General features: G+C 54.8%; 17 protein-coding genes. 11 read left to right on the forward strand and 6 right to left on the reverse strand.

Features of this window, described 5'->3' with window-relative positions; all coding sequences use genetic code 11:
- Positions 1-18: 18 nt before the first annotated feature.
- From R3I13_RS21775 to R3I13_RS21785, 3 genes are all read left to right on the forward strand, one after another.
- Positions 19-228 (forward strand): hypothetical protein, encoded by a 210-nt coding sequence (locus R3I13_RS21775; RefSeq protein WP_346320088.1) that lies wholly within the window; start codon positions 19-21, stop codon positions 226-228.
- Positions 229-271: 43 nt separating this feature from the next.
- A complete protein-coding gene (locus R3I13_RS21780; protein WP_346320089.1) occupies positions 272-880 on the forward strand; it encodes a hypothetical protein in 609 nt (202 codons plus the stop codon).
- A 62-nt stretch (positions 881-942) separates the two neighbouring features.
- A complete protein-coding gene (locus R3I13_RS21785; protein ID WP_346320090.1) occupies positions 943-1,188 on the forward strand; it encodes a hypothetical protein in 246 nt (81 codons plus the stop codon).
- Here R3I13_RS21785 and R3I13_RS21790 read toward each other — a convergent pair.
- Both R3I13_RS21790 and R3I13_RS21795 read right to left on the reverse strand, forming a co-directional pair.
- Positions 1,185-1,526, reverse strand: a complete 342-nt coding sequence (locus R3I13_RS21790) for a cytochrome c (protein WP_346320091.1) — start codon at positions 1,524-1,526, stop codon at positions 1,185-1,187. The genes R3I13_RS21785 and R3I13_RS21790 overlap by 4 nt on opposite strands.
- Positions 1,523-2,965 carry a PQQ-dependent sugar dehydrogenase gene (locus R3I13_RS21795; RefSeq protein ID WP_346320092.1) on the reverse strand — a complete coding sequence of 481 codons (1,443 nt, stop codon included), beginning with the start codon at positions 2,963-2,965 and terminating at the stop codon, positions 1,523-1,525. Before R3I13_RS21795 ends, R3I13_RS21790 begins: the two co-directional genes overlap by 4 nt.
- Before the next feature lie 309 nt (positions 2,966-3,274).
- Between R3I13_RS21795 and R3I13_RS21800 the strand changes: the two genes are divergently transcribed.
- The 5 genes from R3I13_RS21800 to R3I13_RS21820 are packed head-to-tail and all read left to right on the forward strand — an operon-like array spanning position 3,275 to position 9,278.
- Positions 3,275-4,255 (forward strand): glycosyltransferase, encoded by a 981-nt coding sequence (locus R3I13_RS21800; protein WP_346320093.1) that lies wholly within the window; start codon positions 3,275-3,277, stop codon positions 4,253-4,255.
- The gene (locus tag R3I13_RS21805) at positions 4,252-6,138 is read left to right on the forward strand and encodes a glycosyltransferase (RefSeq protein ID WP_346320094.1); all 1,887 of its coding nucleotides are present in this window, start codon (positions 4,252-4,254) and stop codon (positions 6,136-6,138) included. Before R3I13_RS21800 ends, R3I13_RS21805 begins: the two co-directional genes overlap by 4 nt.
- A gap of 19 nt (positions 6,139-6,157) precedes the next feature.
- Positions 6,158-6,718: an HAD family hydrolase gene (locus tag R3I13_RS21810; RefSeq protein ID WP_346320095.1), complete on the forward strand. Its 561-nt coding sequence runs from the start codon at positions 6,158-6,160 to the stop codon at positions 6,716-6,718.
- A gap of 4 nt (positions 6,719-6,722) precedes the next feature.
- Positions 6,723-8,192 (forward strand): D-glycero-beta-D-manno-heptose 1-phosphate adenylyltransferase, encoded by a 1,470-nt coding sequence (gene rfaE2 / locus R3I13_RS21815; protein ID WP_346320096.1) that lies wholly within the window; start codon positions 6,723-6,725, stop codon positions 8,190-8,192.
- Between the two features lie 3 nt (positions 8,193-8,195).
- Positions 8,196-9,278, forward strand: a complete 1,083-nt coding sequence (locus tag R3I13_RS21820) for a glycosyltransferase family 9 protein (RefSeq protein WP_346320097.1) — start codon at positions 8,196-8,198, stop codon at positions 9,276-9,278.
- On the opposite strand, the gene R3I13_RS21825 is transcribed toward R3I13_RS21820, so the two are convergent.
- From R3I13_RS21825 to R3I13_RS21840, 4 genes are all read right to left on the reverse strand, one after another.
- The gene (locus R3I13_RS21825; protein WP_346320098.1) at positions 9,248-10,210 is read right to left on the reverse strand and encodes a glycosyltransferase family 9 protein; all 963 of its coding nucleotides are present in this window, start codon (positions 10,208-10,210) and stop codon (positions 9,248-9,250) included. The two genes, R3I13_RS21820 and R3I13_RS21825, sit on opposite strands and share 31 nt — an antisense overlap.
- The gene (locus tag R3I13_RS21830) at positions 10,207-11,166 is read right to left on the reverse strand and encodes a glycosyltransferase (RefSeq protein ID WP_346320099.1); all 960 of its coding nucleotides are present in this window, start codon (positions 11,164-11,166) and stop codon (positions 10,207-10,209) included. The genes R3I13_RS21825 and R3I13_RS21830 overlap by 4 nt, the downstream gene beginning before the upstream one ends.
- A 1-nt stretch (position 11,167) precedes the next feature.
- Positions 11,168-12,880 carry a carbamoyltransferase C-terminal domain-containing protein gene (locus R3I13_RS21835; protein ID WP_346320100.1) on the reverse strand — a complete coding sequence of 571 codons (1,713 nt, stop codon included), beginning with the start codon at positions 12,878-12,880 and terminating at the stop codon, positions 11,168-11,170.
- A gap of 184 nt (positions 12,881-13,064) precedes the next feature.
- Positions 13,065-13,334, reverse strand: a complete 270-nt coding sequence (locus tag R3I13_RS21840; RefSeq protein WP_346320101.1) for a helix-turn-helix transcriptional regulator — start codon at positions 13,332-13,334, stop codon at positions 13,065-13,067.
- A 276-nt stretch (positions 13,335-13,610) separates the two neighbouring features.
- On the opposite strand from R3I13_RS21840, the gene R3I13_RS21845 reads away from it, so the two are divergent.
- The 3 genes from R3I13_RS21845 (at position 13,611) to R3I13_RS21855 (ending at position 16,100) form a co-directional block, all read left to right on the forward strand.
- On the forward strand, positions 13,611-14,471 hold the full coding sequence (locus R3I13_RS21845; RefSeq protein WP_346320102.1) for an AraC family transcriptional regulator: 861 nt from the start codon (positions 13,611-13,613) through the stop codon (positions 14,469-14,471).
- Between the two features lie 53 nt (positions 14,472-14,524).
- A complete protein-coding gene (locus R3I13_RS21850) occupies positions 14,525-14,923 on the forward strand; it encodes a DinB family protein (RefSeq protein WP_346320103.1) in 399 nt (132 codons plus the stop codon).
- 196 nt (positions 14,924-15,119) lie between these two features.
- On the forward strand, positions 15,120-16,100 hold the full coding sequence (locus R3I13_RS21855; protein ID WP_346320104.1) for an alpha/beta hydrolase: 981 nt from the start codon (positions 15,120-15,122) through the stop codon (positions 16,098-16,100).
- Positions 16,101-16,252: the final 152 nt, after the last annotated feature.

The raw sequence follows: 16,252 nt of genomic DNA on the forward strand, positions 1-16,252 counted from the left end.
TTATTGAAACTATATCCTATGAAAAACGATCTCAGCGGCCTTCTTGCTGTCATTCTCCTTTTCGCAACTGTGGGTATCAGCGTGCTCACGGGCATTACCATGTACAACTGGATAGATCCTGATTCCCTGGGCGGCGGCCTGCTATTCATGGGCGCCTGGGCGCTTTGCTCCTATGCCGGTTACCTGGTCTTGTCCAGGCTGATCGGTCTTATACATAAGGAGAATTAGGCTTTTTTATAGTACTTTGCGGGATAATTCAACGTTTGTTCTCATGACAAAAAGATTATCCCTCTACCTGCCGCTTTTGCTGGCAACCGTGTTATTTTCCTGCGCTGAAAAAAGCGAGGAGCCAACACCTTCAGGCAAACTCAATGGCGATTACAACTTCGTTTCATTGTCTGTAGACGCCGTTACCACCAGCGAAACCATCTACCCCGATGAAACGCTGAAAGTGGTGGCGGAAGTCGTGTATACTACCAAAGACAACACCGGCACCTATAAATTTGACGGCGGGAAAGCCATTGGCAGCAACCTCTCCTACCGCGTGGATACTACGTTAAAAACTATCCTGTATACAGACGGCGTGGCGGAAGATCCCGTAGAGATCCCTTTTGCCGCTACCATCCCGGCTTACAGCGCTGCTGCGCCTTATAAGATCATCGGTGAAGATTCCATTCATTTTGAAGCGGGTTTCATCAGCGCGCCGATGAACAGCGGTATGCCCTCTTCGTCTGCAGGCGGCGGCGCAAAATTCTATATTTCCGGGAACACGCTCACCCTCCTCACCAAATTCTCCGCCAGCACCAGTACTTCGCAGATGGGCATCACAACGCGTTCCACCACCCACGGTACCATGAGCGTGGTGATGAGGAAACGGTAGTACATTTTTTTATTTATGGACCGGGCTTTGTGGTATGATATGCATCACCAAACCATATAGTCATGGACCAGCATATCATTACGGTGTATATAGACGATAAGCCCTACCGTTTCAGGGTGAACATCGATCATAAGCAGGAAAAGACCACCTATCTTGTTACCGCTGAAGATGACGAGGAATTTATTCCACAGGATTTCAGGATAGATGAGAACGGCCGTACGGATATTGAAGCAGGCCTGCGCACGGTAGAACGGGAGCAGATCGCGCGGCTGGTGTGGCAGGAAATCATCAACAAGGAGAAACCTTAGGACAGCCGTTTTGCCTTTTTCCTCGCATGCAGGTATTTGATCAGGTCCTTCAGGTCGCTGCGGCTGATCACATCCTTTTTAAAAGCCGGCATTGCGCCAAGGCCGTGGCGCACCTGGAACTTTTCGACAAAGCCCGGCGTTGGCTTGTTATTCAATGCGGGCCCCAGCCCTTCTTCTCCCATCGGGTGGCATTTCTGGCAATATTTCATATACTGGTGACGGCCGTTTTCCATGGAAGCCGTTTCCCGCGCGGCCTGCAGGTCTCCTTCCGGCATCCTGCGGGCAGAAGAGCAGGCAATACAAACCGCCAGGCCTGTTAATATCATCATCCGTTTCATAATGCAGCTTTTTTAGTGATCTTCCAGAGCACGCCCGTATTCTGTACCGGCCGCGATTCCCCGCTGTCTGTCATTTTCAGTATCCCGAAGTCTACTACATAGAGGCTTTGCCCGTTCGGGTCGAATTGTACGGATACCGGGCGTTCCAGGCCGCGGGTGCCCAGCTTGCTGGCAGGGCCGTTCTTTTTCCCGCGGTTCACCATAAAATCTTCTACGTTGCCGCTGGCCACATTCACACGCACCACGCGGAAACCCACCGGCGCGAGCACTTTCCCGACGCCGGGCGCCATATCGCCAAACTGCGCAATGAATGCCTCGCCTTTCCATCCGAAGGCTTCATTGGTAGAAAAATCAATACCGTTGGAAGAGGAATGGACCGACAGTGAAGCAACCGGCTTGGGCACTTCCCCGGGCTGCTGCTGCAATACATTCCGGATAGGCTCGCCGCCCGGCCGTTTGAACAGGTGAATGGGCTTGCCTTCCGCGTAATCAGGCCAGCCATACCAGCTGCCTTCCGTCACTTCCCAGAGCACATCGCCACAGCCCCAGATGGGCCTGCTTCCGCGAACGTCCGCACCGTTTTCAGTAACATATAATTTCCCCTCCGGCGATTCTGCCAGGCCATACGGATTGCGGAAACCCCAGGCCACCAGCTGTACCTCCTTTCCCTGCAACGGAAGGCGCAGCACAGCGCCCGTGCAGGGCAGCTTTCCTTTAATAACCATTCCCCCTGAAGAAGCCGTACCAAAGGGCAGATACGGGCCTGTAACAACCCTGGCGCCGTTCTTTTTAATTACATCTTCAGACTCATAATTCACGCCGGCGAGCGTAATGTCCTGGCAGGGAATATCATGCAGCTGCGGGAAACGCTGCAGCCAGCCGAACGCGGCATTGTCCGGCCCTACCACGGCGCTGTTCGTCACAGAACCTGTTCCGAAATAAATATGATCGTTCATGATCACGGGCCCGTTCACATGATGGTCGCCGTTGCCCGGAAGACCCTCCAGCAGCACGGTCTGTTTCCCTTCAGGCGTTACCCGCAATATTTTACCGCCTTCTTTCTGGCCGCCTTCGGCGATATAGAAATTGCCTTTATAATATGCAATGCCCGTCCATGGACCGTTTTCGCTGCCTTTCATCACCTCCTGCGCTTTCCCGTTCACGATCTTCAGCAGTTTCGGAGTAGTGAACACTTCGCCGTAACAGTAACCGGCTTCTATCACATAAGGAACGCCTTCTTCGTTGAAACACACGGCTGTGGGGAAGTTCAGGCCGGAGGCCACTACTTCGGCGGTATATCCTTCCGGCAAAACGATATCCGAAGGGTCGGTTTCACGGATGGCGGGAACGCTGGTCTGCCCGCCGCCTTTGGATTTGCGGGTGGAATAACAGCTTGCCAGCAAAACAACCAGCAGCAAGCAGCAGGTAATTGGTCGCATAAGCACCAGTTTATGCAAACGGTTCAAATAACATACCGTTTAACAACCGTTTGTATCATGAGATGCAGTATTACAAAGCGTTTATCAACTATGACCGTTTCGCTACAGATGAGTAATTAATTCAACAAAGCGCTTACCTTCAAATCACCCGTTCCGCCTGAGTTTCAAATATTCCGGCATCATAAAGCAACAGCAGAACTCCCATCTGTAAGCCGTTCTGAGAAGTAACAGCTTATCAATCCCTTGAATACCGCGATGCGCTTTGGTTTTATAATTGAAACCACTTCCTGAAAGCATCAGAATTTTTTTATGAGTATTCACGATCAGCAGCGGCCCAGGATCTTTACCTGGCATGTGCATGGAAGTTATCTGTATTATCTGTCGCAGGGAGATTACGATATTTTTATCCCGGTGTTGCCGGAGCGCATAGCCGGATATTACGGGCGGGGCCGCACTTTCCCGTTTGGTGCGAATGTGGTTGAAATACCGGCTGCCGAAGTAAGGAACCACGATTTCGATATCATTCTTTTCCAGTCTGAGCAAAACTATTTGCAGGACCAGTTCGATGTATTATCCGAAGAGCAGCGGCTGTTGCCGCGCATTTATCTAGAGCACAATACCCCGCTTGGCTCGCCGGTGGAAACCCAGCATCCTGTGCGGGAAGAAGACGTTACCGTTGTGCACGTCACCCATTTTAACAAGCTGGTGTGGAACAACGGGCGGGTGCCGGTTACAGTAATCGAGCATGGTGTAACAGCCGGCACAGAGGGTTACAACGGGCACCTGGAAAAAGGCCTCACGCTCATCAATCACCTTCCGCAACGCGGGCGCGCCCTGGGCTGGGATATTTTCAGGGACATGCGCAAACGCATTCCCTTAGACCTTGCCGGCATGGGAAACGGCAGCGAAGGCATCGGCGAAGTGCTGCACCCGCAATTGCCCGCATTCAGGAGCATGTACCGTTTTTATTTCCACCCGGTACGCCATACCAGTCTTGCCCTCGCCGTATGTGAATCCATGATGCAGGGCATTCCCGTCATTGGCCTTGCCACAACAGAGCTTTCAACGGTGATCCGCAACGGCGAGAATGGTTACATCCACACCAACCTGCAATACCTCGAAGAAAAAATGACCTTGCTGCTGCGAAACCAGCGCCACGCCTGGGAAATAGGCGACGCAGGCAGGCAAACCGCGGAAGAGTGTTTCGGGATGCAGCGCTTCACACGTGAGTGGGAACAGTTGTTCCGCTCCGTTATCACTCAACAGCAACATTTAAACGCAACTATATGAGAACCAGGATAGCATTCATCAGCGAACACGCCTCCCCTCTCGCCGCGCTGGGCGGGATAGACGCCGGGGGGCAAAACGTATACGTAGGAGAACTGGCCAGGCAGCTGGCCCGGAAAGGTTACCAGGTGGACATTTACACCCGCCGTGAAAATGCTCGGTACCCTGAATGCATCCCGTGGAGCAACAACATCCGCATCATCCACATCACAGCCGGTCCTGCTGAGTGCATCGAAAAAGAGCAGCTGCTGCCCTACATGACCGAATTCAGGGACCAGATGCTGGCTTTCATGCAAAGAGAAAAACTGCATTACCATCTCGTGCACGCTAATTTTTTCATGTCGGCCAAAGTAGCGATGGAGTTAAAGGAGATCCTGCGTATTCCTTACGTGGTCACTTTCCACGCATTGGGGCATATCCGCAGGCTGCACCAGGCCGAGCAGGACCGGTTCCCGCCGGAGCGCATCCGCATCGAACAGGAGGCTATCATGCAGGCAGACCAGGTGATCGCTGAATGCCCGCAGGATATGGACGACCTGGTCCAATACTATGACGCGCCCGCCGATAAGATCACGCTGGTGCCCTGTGGCGTAAACCCGGAAGAATTTTTTCCTGTCAGCAAAGAACTGGCGCGAATGGAGCTGAAAATACCAACAGATGAGGCTTTGCTGCTGCAGCTAGGCAGGATGGTACCTCGCAAGGGAGTGGACAATGTGATCGAAGCATTGGCCCGGCTGAAATATCCCGGGCGCAAAGTGCGGCTGATGATCGTAGGCGGCGAAGCGGAAACCTGTGGCACAGGCGTAAACCCCGAGATCAGGCGGCTGAAGGAAATCGCCGCCCGGCTCGGCGTACAGGCTGCCGTGACATTCACAGGAAAGAAGGGCCGCGAGGAACTGAAGTTGTATTATTCCGCGGCAGACCTCTTTATCACCACGCCCTGGTACGAACCGTTCGGCATTACCCCGCTGGAAGCCATGGCCTGCGGCACGCCGGTGATCGGGTCTATGGTGGGCGGCATCAAATACAGCGTGCTGGATGGAAAGACCGGCGCGCTGGTACCACCGCAAGACCCGGAAGCCCTCGCGGTGAAGATACACGGGCTGCTGACCGATCCCGCGCTGCTGCAAAAAATGAGCGAAGCCGCCGTGAAACGCGTCCGGGCCATGTTTACCTGGCAGCATGTGGCCGCCAAAATGTCGATGGTATATGAGCAGGTGCTTGCAAACGGCAACGAAGCGCTGGCTGGCACCACGTACGAGGATATGCGGATGATAGACCAGTCATTCCACCAGTTGTCTGCCGTTGCCGATGAATGCCGCAGGCTGCTTCGTATACCCGTTCGCGATGCCGCTCGGCTGATGTGCAATGCATTTTCCCACGGTAAAAAGATCCTCATTTGCGGCAATGGCGGCAGCGCTGCGGAAAGCCAGCACTTTGCCGCAGAGCTGGCAGGAAGGTTTGAAATACCCGACAGGCCTGGCCTGCCGGCGATAAGTCTTACCGCCGATACAGCGCTGCTCACTGCCTGGTCTAACGACATTGGGTTTAACGACATCTTCAGCCGGCAGGTGCAGGCGCTGGGGCGTAAAGGTGACCTGCTGTTCTGCATCAGCACCAGCGGCAATTCGCCCAACCTGTTGCGCGCCCTTGAAACCGCACGGCAGAAAGGCATAGCCAGCATATGCCTGCTGGGGAAAGACGGCGGTGAAGCGGCAGCGCTGGGCGATGTGAACATCATTGTGCCTTCTTCCAGCACCGTGCGCATACAGGAAATGCAGTTGCATGTGATCCACACATTGTGCCGCCTTGTGGAACAGCGGCTGTTCGGCGCCGCGTCATTCAACCGCACAAGGCTGCCCGATGCGCTGGCAGACAGTATTTAAAATATCAAGCAGGCAGGAAATGAAAAAAGCAATATTCCTCGATAAAGATGGCACCCTCATCCAGAACGTGCCATACAATACGGACATTTCCCGGGTAGTACTGACTGCCGGCGCTGCGGAAGCGTTGCGGCAGTTCCGGCACGCCGGGTATGCCCTGGTTGTGATCACCAACCAGTCCGGTATTGCCCATGGTTATTTTGACGAGGAAAAATTCCAGGCGCTGATGCAACAGCTGTGCGCCATGCTTCCTGTTCCACTGGACGGCTGGTATTGCTGCCCGCATCACCCGGAAGGCACAATTCCTGCATATGCAATAACGTGCAGTTGCCGTAAGCCGCAGCCGGGCCTCATCCTGCAGGCGGCGGAAAAGCTGGGCATCGACCTTTCCGCTTCCTGGATGATCGGCGACATTCTGCACGACGTGGAAGCGGGCAACCGCGCGGGTTGCCGCAGCGCATTGATCATAAACGGAGGCGAAACGGAATGGGAGCTTTCTCCTCTCCGCCAGCCGGTATTTTGCGCGGAAAACCTCGAAGAGGCCGCGCAGCACATCATACATCATTCAATCACGGAAACCTGATTATATGCATTATCAATTCATTACCCGTTTTTCTGACTATCGCGTGCTGGTAATTGGCGACCCGATGACAGACCGCTTTTACCACGGCCACAGCACCCGCCTGAGCCCTGAAGGGCCCGTGCCCGTAGTGGATGTGGATTACGTCAGCTGCACGCCCGGCGGCGCTGCCAATACCGCCGCCAACCTGGCCATGCTGGGCGCGCAGGTTACATTTTGCAGTGTGGCCGGCAACGACGACGAAGCAAGGCAGGCCATACACCTGCTGGGTACGCGAAACATTTACCCGCTGATCGCCATGAGCAGCAATCGCAGCACCATGGTCAAAAACAGGATCGTAGCCGGAGGGCAGATACTCGCGCGCTTTGACAGCGGAACTTCCGATCCTCTGGATGCCGCAGACGAAGCCGAACTGATCAGCCTGCTGGAAGAAGCGTACCAGGACTACGATGCCATCGTGATCTCCGACTACGACAAAGGCATATTAACGCCCGCCGTCATTGCCGCTTTACAGCGGCTGAGGGCGAAGCATGATTCTTTCGTCGCGGTAGATTCCCGCCGCCCCGCGAAATTCCGCGAACTGCGGCCGTCGTTCGTAAAGCCGAATTACGCCGAAGCGGCGTCGATGCTAAGCCTCCGGCTGCAAACACAGCACAGGGCCAGGCAGGTGTCCGCCGCCGGCGATGCATTGTTCAAAGCCACGCAGGCCGCCATCACAGCGCTTACGCTGGATGAAGAAGGAGCCGTATTGTTCAGTGAAGACAAACCCGTTTACACCGCCCACGCCAGGCCTGTGCAACATCCGAACGTAGTGGGCGCGGGAGATGTGTATACCAGCGCCTTCACCTTGTCTTCCCTCGCCGGCGCTACCATTCCTGAAGCCGCGGAAATTGCCGCTTCAGCGGCGGCGCTGGCGCTGAAAAAACAGACCACTGCCTGCTGCAACTGGCAGGAACTGCTCGCGGCGATGGCGGAAGATCGCAAACAGCTGGAAAGCACAGCCCAATTGCAGGCCCTGTGCGATATGTACCGGGCGCGCGGCAGGAAGATCGTATTCACCAACGGCTGCTTCGATATTCTTCACAGCGGGCATGTGCGTTACCTGGAGCAGGCGCGCAGCAAAGGCGACGTGCTCATCGTAGGCATCAACAACGACGCCAGCATCCGGCGGATGAAAGGTCCGGCCCGTCCTGTAAACAATCTCCAGGACCGCGTGCAGGTGCTCTCCGCGCTCGGCTCCGTAAACCACATCGTTTCCTTCGGGAATGAAAAAGACGACACGCCCTGCAGCCTCATCCGCGCCATCGTGCCCGACGTGTTCGTGAAAGGCGGCGACTATGCTATCGATGATCTTCCGGAAGCGCCGCTGGTGGAGGAACTTGGCGGGAAAGTGGAGATATTGCCGCTGGTGGAAGGAAGAAGCACGACCAATGTTATCCGCAAGATCAGGGAACTGCCTTTGCTTAAATCCGTATAGACCATGAAGGAAATACTCTGCATCAGGCTGGACAATATGGGAGACGTGCTCATGAGCACGCCCGCCATCCGCGCGCTGAAAAACGCCTACAGCAGCAGGATCACCCTGCTCACCTCCACCGCGGGCGCGCAGATAGCTGAAAGCATCCCTGAAATAGACGAAGTGATCATCAGCGATGTGCCGTGGATGAAACATGAAGACCTGAGTTTCACCTCACAGGATTTTATGGGCCTGGTAGATACGCTGAAATACCGCGGCTTCGACGCAGCCATCATATTCACCGTATACAGCCAGAACCCGCTGGCTACGGCGCTTGTAGCTTACCTTGCCGAGATCCCCATAAGAGTGGCCTATTGCCGGGAAAATCCTTACGGGCTGCTCACGCACTGGATACCGGAAGAAGAACCTTTCGCCTACATCCGCCACCAGGTGCAGCGCGACCTGGACCTTGCGGGATTGGCAGGCGCCGTTGCCGAAGATCAAACGTTGTCGCTGGAAGTGGACGAATCCCGCTGGCCGGCGCTGTTGCAGCAGCTCACGCAACGCGGCGTGAATGTTGAGCTGCCCTGGATCATCCTTCACCCCGGCGTGAGCGACGCCAAGCGCCAGTATCCCCTGCCGGCCTGGATGGGCGTGGCGCAGCGGCTGATAAAGGAAATGAACGTACAGTTGCTGATAACCGGTGTCGAAGAAGAATTTGAACTGGCGGAAATGATAAAAGAACAGGCAGGCGAAGGCTGCTTCAACCTCGCCGGGGCTTTCGGGCTGGAAGACTTTATCACGCTCATCCGCCACAGCAGGCTGGTGATATCGGTAAACACGGGCACCGTGCACATCGCCGCCGCCACCAATACGCCGGTGCTGGTGCTCTATGCACTCACCAACCCACAGCATACGCCCTGGAAAGTAAACGCTATGGTGCTGTATTTCGATGTGCCGGAAGACCTGATGAGCAGGAACGGAATTATCCGCTATGTGCACGACCGCTGCGTGGAAGAGCAACCGCCGCTGGCCACCGAGGAAAATATCATGCAGGCAGCCGCTTACCTGATGGTTCACAATGTGATGGCGTTCACCGCTTCCTGAAGAACGGCGGGGTATCCGGGGTTCAGCGTCCAGTCTATGCTGTGATGCAGTTGCTTATCCAGCGGCGCCCAGCGTTGTGTTTCGCCGTCCATGCTGATGATCACGCTCGGCGTTTTTACCGCGGCCGCAATATGGGCCACGCCGGTGCAATTGCTGATGAGGCCGCCCGCATTCCTGAGCAGGATAGCCAGGCTGCCGAGGGTTGTTTTACCCGCAAGGCTCACCGCTTCATATCGCATCGCCTGCTGCACTTCCGCTGCCAGCATTATTTCTTTCATACTGCCGGTAATGATCACGCTTTTGCCGCTTTCCGCGAAATGATCGCCGATGGCCGCAAAATGTTTTACCGGCCAGCGCCTTGCAGGCGTGCTGGATCCGGGATGCAGGCAAACGTATTCTCCCGGTTCAAGCCGCAGGTTGAGCACACGGAATGCTTCTCGGTCTTCGCTATACAGCGGGAACTCCAGCGCATCACCTCTGGACGGGATACCGATGGATTCCAGCAGCAACAGGTGGCGGTGTATCTCATGCACTGTTTCAGGGTATGGAAAAAGGGATTCTTCACCAGGCCGTTCTTCGGGTGGAAATTTGAAGCCCGCAAAACGTTTGGCCTGTATCCTTTCAAGTAATTCGTTTACGATCGTGCCGTTGCCGTGCATCTGCAGCAACAGGTCGAACTGCTCAGCCTTCATGTTCCCGATAAATCGCTCCGTTGCTTCCAGCACATATGGTTGCTCCGGCAAACCTTCATAGCCGGGGAATATAACCAGCCGGTCGAGATACATAGAAAAGCGGCGCACAAATTCCCCGGCCCAGGGCAGGCCGATCAACGTGATCTCTGCATCCGGGTAAGCATGCCGCAAAGCCCTGAAAGCAGGCACGGCGCAGAGCAGATCTCCCAGCTGAAGCGCCCTGAATACCACGATCTTCATAGCTTCCCGAATTTCCAGAGCCCGTAAAAATGCCAGTACACGGAAAGCATGGGGATAAAAGCAGAAGTCACCAGCATTTCCACCACATGCGGCAAAGCGCGGCTGGTGTAACGGAGCCGTTTAACGGCGAACGACATTATCAGCAGCAGCCACACGCCGGCGGCTACCAACGATCCGTTGTAATGCCCTGCCAGCCACAATCCTATTGTTAACACCAGCGCAACGACGGCGGCATAAAAATACCAGGGCGGCGACTGATGGATGTATTTCCTGTAATAACCAGGAAACTTGCGCATCAGCAACGCGTTGAACATCGTTTTTTTCTGCTCTTTCATGCTTACGCCCCAGCCCGCTTTCCGGACGGGATGCACTACCCTGGCGTACGGCAAGGCAACAACCGTTACATGATGCTGTATGAGCGAGAAGGCCAGGTCGCTGTCTTCTCTCCAGGCCATGCTGAACCTTTCATCGAAGCCGCCTACTTTTTCCAGCAGCTGCCGCGGGACGGCGCAGTTGGCCGTTACAAAATCCGCTTTTTCAAGCTGGGCGGTATTCCATTCGTAATCCACGGGATGGTCGGACACGGGCACGATGAGCTTGCCTGCAAACGCCGCCTGCGGGTACAGTTCATGCGCCGCCCAAAGACTTTCCAGCCAGAATTCATCCGGCACGCAATCGTCGTCCGTAAACGCCACCAGTTCCCCGGAAGCTATTTTCCATCCGGCGTTGCGGGCCGCGGCAGGACCTTTGTGATGATCCAGCGGGAAATAGGTCACATCCAGCAGGCCGGTATGCTCCCAGGAAGCGACTACGTTCTGCGTGAGCTTGTCCGGCCCGTCGCTGATCACCAGCACCTCGAACGACGAGCGGTCGAAACGCTGCCGGGCCAGGGCTTTCAGGCACTCCATCAAAAGCAGCGGGCGCCGGTAGGTTGGAATTACAACTGATATTTCCATCTTATTTTTCAATTAAATAACTGCCAATCACCAATGCATCGAAGGGCGAACTCCAGAAACATTCCACCGCGTCGCGCGGCGTGCAGACGATCGGTTTGCCCAGCGTGTTGAAAGAAGTATTGATCAGCACGGGCACGCCTGTACGTTCTTTGAACGCTTTCAGCAGGTCGTAATACCGCTGGTGCTGCCGGCTGTTCACCGTTTGTATGCGCGCGGTGCCGTCCACATGCGTAACGGCTGGAATGAGGTCTTGCCGGCCCTCTTTCACTTTGTATACAAACAACATAAAAGGCGAGCTGGCAGCCTGTTCGAACCATTCTCCGGCATCTTCTTCCAGCACGGCGGGCGCCACGGGCCTGAAGTCTTCCCTGTCTTTCACCATATTCAGCCTGGCCTGCATTTCCGCCTGCAGCGGCGAAGCCAGTATGGAGCGGCTGCCTAGCGCGCGCGGACCGAATTCCATGCGCCCCTGGAACCAGCCGATGATCTTTTGCTGCGCGAGCAATTCAGCTGTTTCCCCCGCCACATCTTCCATTTTGCGATGCGGTACTTTGGCCCATTTCAGGAAAGCGCGGATCTCTTCATCGTCGTAAGACGGCCCCCAGTAAGCATGTTCCATAAGGAAGCTGCGCCCGCTGTTTTCCCGGAGCCTGGCATCGGTCCACATGGCGGCGCCCAGCGCCGTGCCTGCGTCTCCCGCGGCGGGCTGCACCCAGATGTCCTTAAAAATACCGGCATCGCGGATGGATGCGTTCAATACGCAGTTGAGCGCCACGCCGCCGGCAAAACAAAGTTTGTCTGCCCCTGTTTCCTGTTGCAGCCAGCGGCTCAGTTCCAGCACGGTTTCCTGCAATACCACCTGCAGGGAATGCGCTATGTTGAAATGCTGCATGGTAAACGCTTCACCTTTCTGCCTCGGCGGACCGAACAGTTCAGTAAAATGTTCTTCATCTATTTCATAACCGCCATTGCCGGTGAGATGGATCATATCCCGGAATGGCTGTACGTACACGGGTTTGCCATAAGATGCCAATGCCATCACCCGGTACTCGTCAGATGAATGCAGGAAGCCGAGATAGCTGGTCACCTGCTCGTACAGCAAGCCCAGCGAATGCGGCATGTTTACCTGCCGGATCCGCTGCATGTCGTTGCCGCGGCCGATGCTGAAGGTGGACGTGGCTGTTTCTCCCCTGCCGTCCAGCGTCATCACGGCTGCTTCAGGGAACGGGGAAGGCAGGAAGGCGCTGGCGGCATGGCTGAGGTGATGGTCCACGAAATGCCACTGGTCTTCCGACAATTGCGCGCCTGCAAAACGCTGGCGGAGGTGATGAGGATAACCATCTACCAACTGTCCCGGCGCGTTAACGATCGACGTGATGAAAAGCGGGTCCCAGGGCGATTTCCATTTTTCCGCGAGGGGAATGCGTTTGTCTTTCAATGGCACCGCTATCTGCTCCGCTTCCGGCGTATCCAGCAACTGGTAAGGATCGAACGAATAAGCGACATGATCCACTTCGCGAAGATGGATGCCGCCTGCTTCCAGGCAATAGCTGATGGCATGGAAAGGCAGCTCGTATGCTGAAAAAGGAATCGGCCGTTTACCGTGTTTGATGTGCGTAAACCGTTCGTCTTCCGCCGCGGCCAGCAGTTGCCCGTCTTTCAGCAGGCAGGCGGCCGAATCGTGAAAGGCGGCGTTAATACCAAGGGTGTACATAAGCGGTGATTTTGAATACAGTTACAGGTAATACCTGTAATGACTGCAACGTTCAAAATCATGCCAGCCGCTGGTATGGTTGACAGCCATGACGATTGGGGCGCCTGCGCTACACTGCCGCCCAGTTACACCACAAGCTGTTTATAATGAGGTTTGTAAAGAGGAGAGTGAATTATCAGGCAGATCAGTTCCGCTGAGCCTGCTGCATTTTTTCGGTGGCGATCACGATGCGCATCATCCTGTATTCCGGTACTCCCAGCATTTCCGCCAGTTGTTTTACTTCCTGCAGGGTGATGTTGCTGATGTTGTGCAGCCATTCCCTTACCTGGGAAGGTGCTATGGAGGCGTCTTTGCACAGCTGGTCCAGTGATATCCTGAGAATGATTTCCGGGAAGGTGGTGATGCTGTTGTTCCAGATAAGTGTCCTGATGGTGGTATACGGCTGGTGTATCATACGGTCTTTTTGGGTTCGGCTAATAATTAACAAATTTGAGGCCTTAAAATTCTGTCAGGCTGTTATTCACTGAAAATTAAAGGTTAACGGCCGGATGGTGGTTGTACTGTCCCTGTTTTTTGTTGTAGGTTAAATTCCACATTCCGGCATAGGACTAAAATAGAAATTATTTTTAATTGCGGAAGTTAATTTTTCTCCCGGCATTTATCCCCCTCCCTTTTCGTGTTATAGCCCCGGATATCCGTATCTTTAAGAAGGATTTTATTTGATTCAGCCATGGACGCGGACATCCATCATCTATACAGCTCAGGCTTCTACCAGGTGCTCGATTTCAAATGCCGCTGCACCGCCTGCACCACTTCCAAACCGGAGTACAATACGGCATTCTGCATCAGCTTCGTGCGGAAAGGCAATTTCCTGTTCAATGTCTTCCGCCGTTCGCTGGACTCCTACACCGGCTGCGTCCTCATTACCAAACCCGGCTTCGAAAGAACCGTCACACATGCGCATGCTGTGCCCGATGAATGCACTATCTTCGAAATGAAACCGGCCTTTTACCAGGAACTGCTGGAAACGTACGGCAAAACCGCCTTCTTTTCCAGCCAGGACCTTCATTCCACCCTGCTCTTCGCCCCTCCCGCCCTCGAATACCTGCACCTGCTCGTTATGCAGAACATCCTCAGCAAAAGCCTGCACCGCCTGCAAACGGACATGCTCGTTACCGAGATCATCCACAAAGTGCTGGGCGGCATCACCGATTACAACCCCGACGAAAAGATCAGTCCCCGGTTCAAGAAAAACCACCTCGGCACGATAGAGAACGCAAAGGCTTACCTGATGGAGCATTTCAACGACGACGTTTCCCTGCAGGAGCTGGCGGACCATTGCCATGTAAGCCCTTTCCACTTCAGCCGCATCTTCCGCACCTTTACCGGCCATTCGCCGCACCAGTTCCTGCTGCATGTGCGGCTGAAGAATGCGGCCGTGTATCTCCGGAACACAGACCTCCCTGTGTCCGACATTGCGTTTACCTCCGGCTTCAACAGCATCGAACATTTCACGGCGGCTTTCAGGCAGCGGTATCATTGTCCGCCCACCGCCTACAGGACCTCCCCGCAAAAGAGCAGGATTCCTTAAGTGCTTGCCCCCGCGCGGGAATACCTTCGTGTTGTAATAAAAACACACATTTTATGAAAGCACAATTCCTGGAACATCTTGCCATTTCCCGCGATTATACGCTGAATGTTGCCAGCCTGATGCCCGAAGAAGCATACGGATTTTCTCCTGCTCCCGGCGTGTGGAGCTTCCGTGAGCTGATGCACCATATTGCCTACGGCATTCACTGGTGGAAAGACAATTACATCCTGCAGCAGGAAACACCCTGGGCCCCTCCTTCCGCCGAAGGCAACAAAGCGAAGATCCGCAAGGAACTTGAAAAGGCATATGCTACGCTGGAAAAAACAGTGGGCGAAAGCGGCAACATCCACAACGGTTTTCACGCCACACTGGATCATATCAGCCACCACCGCGGCCAGGCGACTATCTTCCTGCGCATGCAGGGCATCGAACCGCCAGCCTATAATTTCTGATTGACTTGCAACCGGGAGCCTGCGCTCCCGGTTTTTTCAACTGTATTTCGTGACTGCGCGGCCCGCCGCAACGGCCCGCCGTGTTTCCTTTATCGTGGAAGATGATATACGATTGATTGTCAGCCGCTAACAATCCTGGCATTTTGTTCGTTATCCAATGGCAAACATTTCAACCCAAAAAAAAATTTGTTCTGCCATGAGTAAAAATCACACCCCGGTGGATTATGCGACCGATCCACATCTTACGCCACAGGTCAAAGCTTTTTTAGATGTGCTGAACGCGTCTGACACGCCGGTAGAAAGTCTTTCCACTGAAGATGCGCGCAACGTGCTGGTGAACGCACAGCAATCAGTGAAGGTGGACGTTTCCGGCGTTACCGTTACGGAAAAGACCATCACCCCCGATGGTTACAACATCAAGCTGCATATCATGAAGCCGGAAGGCGCAACAGGCACGCTGCCTGTGTTCATGTTCATCCACGGCGGCGGCTGGATACTGGGCGATTTCCCCACGCACCAGCGGCTGATGCGCGACCTGGTGGTGCTGTCCGGCTATGCGTCTGTATTCGTGAACTACACCCGCACGCCGGATGCGCCTTACCCGCTGGCTATCCATGAAATTTACGCGGCTACCAAATGGGTGGCTGAAAATGGCCAGGAGATCGGCGTAGACGGGAAGAACTTGGCAATAGCCGGCAACAGCGTAGGCGGCAATATGTCTGCCGTTACCACCCTCCTCGCCAAAGAACGCGGCGGCCCGGAGATCAAGTTCCAGCTGCTGATGTGGCCCATCGTGGATGCGGACTTTGATAATAAAAGTTACCGCAAATTCGGCACGCAGCGCTTCCTTACCAGGTCGCTCATGAGCTGGATGTATGACATGTATATCCCTGATCCCGAAAAACGGAAAGACATTCACGCCTCTCCCCTGCAAGCCACGGTGGAACAGCTGAAAGGCCTGCCCCCGGCCCTGATCCAGGTAGCGGAAAACGACATCCTCCGCGATGAAGGCGAGGCCTATGGCCGCAAACTGGCTGAAGCCGGCGTGCCGGTGACCACCATCCGTTATATCGGCGTCATCCACGATTGGGGCATGCTGAACGGGCTGGCGCACATCCCTGAAACGCGTTCGCTGGTGGAACATGGGGCGGCAGAGTTGAAGAAATATCTTGGATAGATGCGAATATAGTATTACTACCAGCCCGGTCACCTGCCGGCATCCTCCTATCATCCTCCTACCATCCTCCTACCATCCTCCTATGGTGTTCAATGCTCACAAGGGTTTGAAGGTGTTTGGCAGGAGGATGATAGGAGGATGGTAGACGCTAA

It is taken from the genome of Chitinophaga sp. YIM B06452, assembly GCF_039655965.1.
GTDB lineage: Bacteria > Bacteroidota > Bacteroidia > Chitinophagales > Chitinophagaceae > Chitinophaga.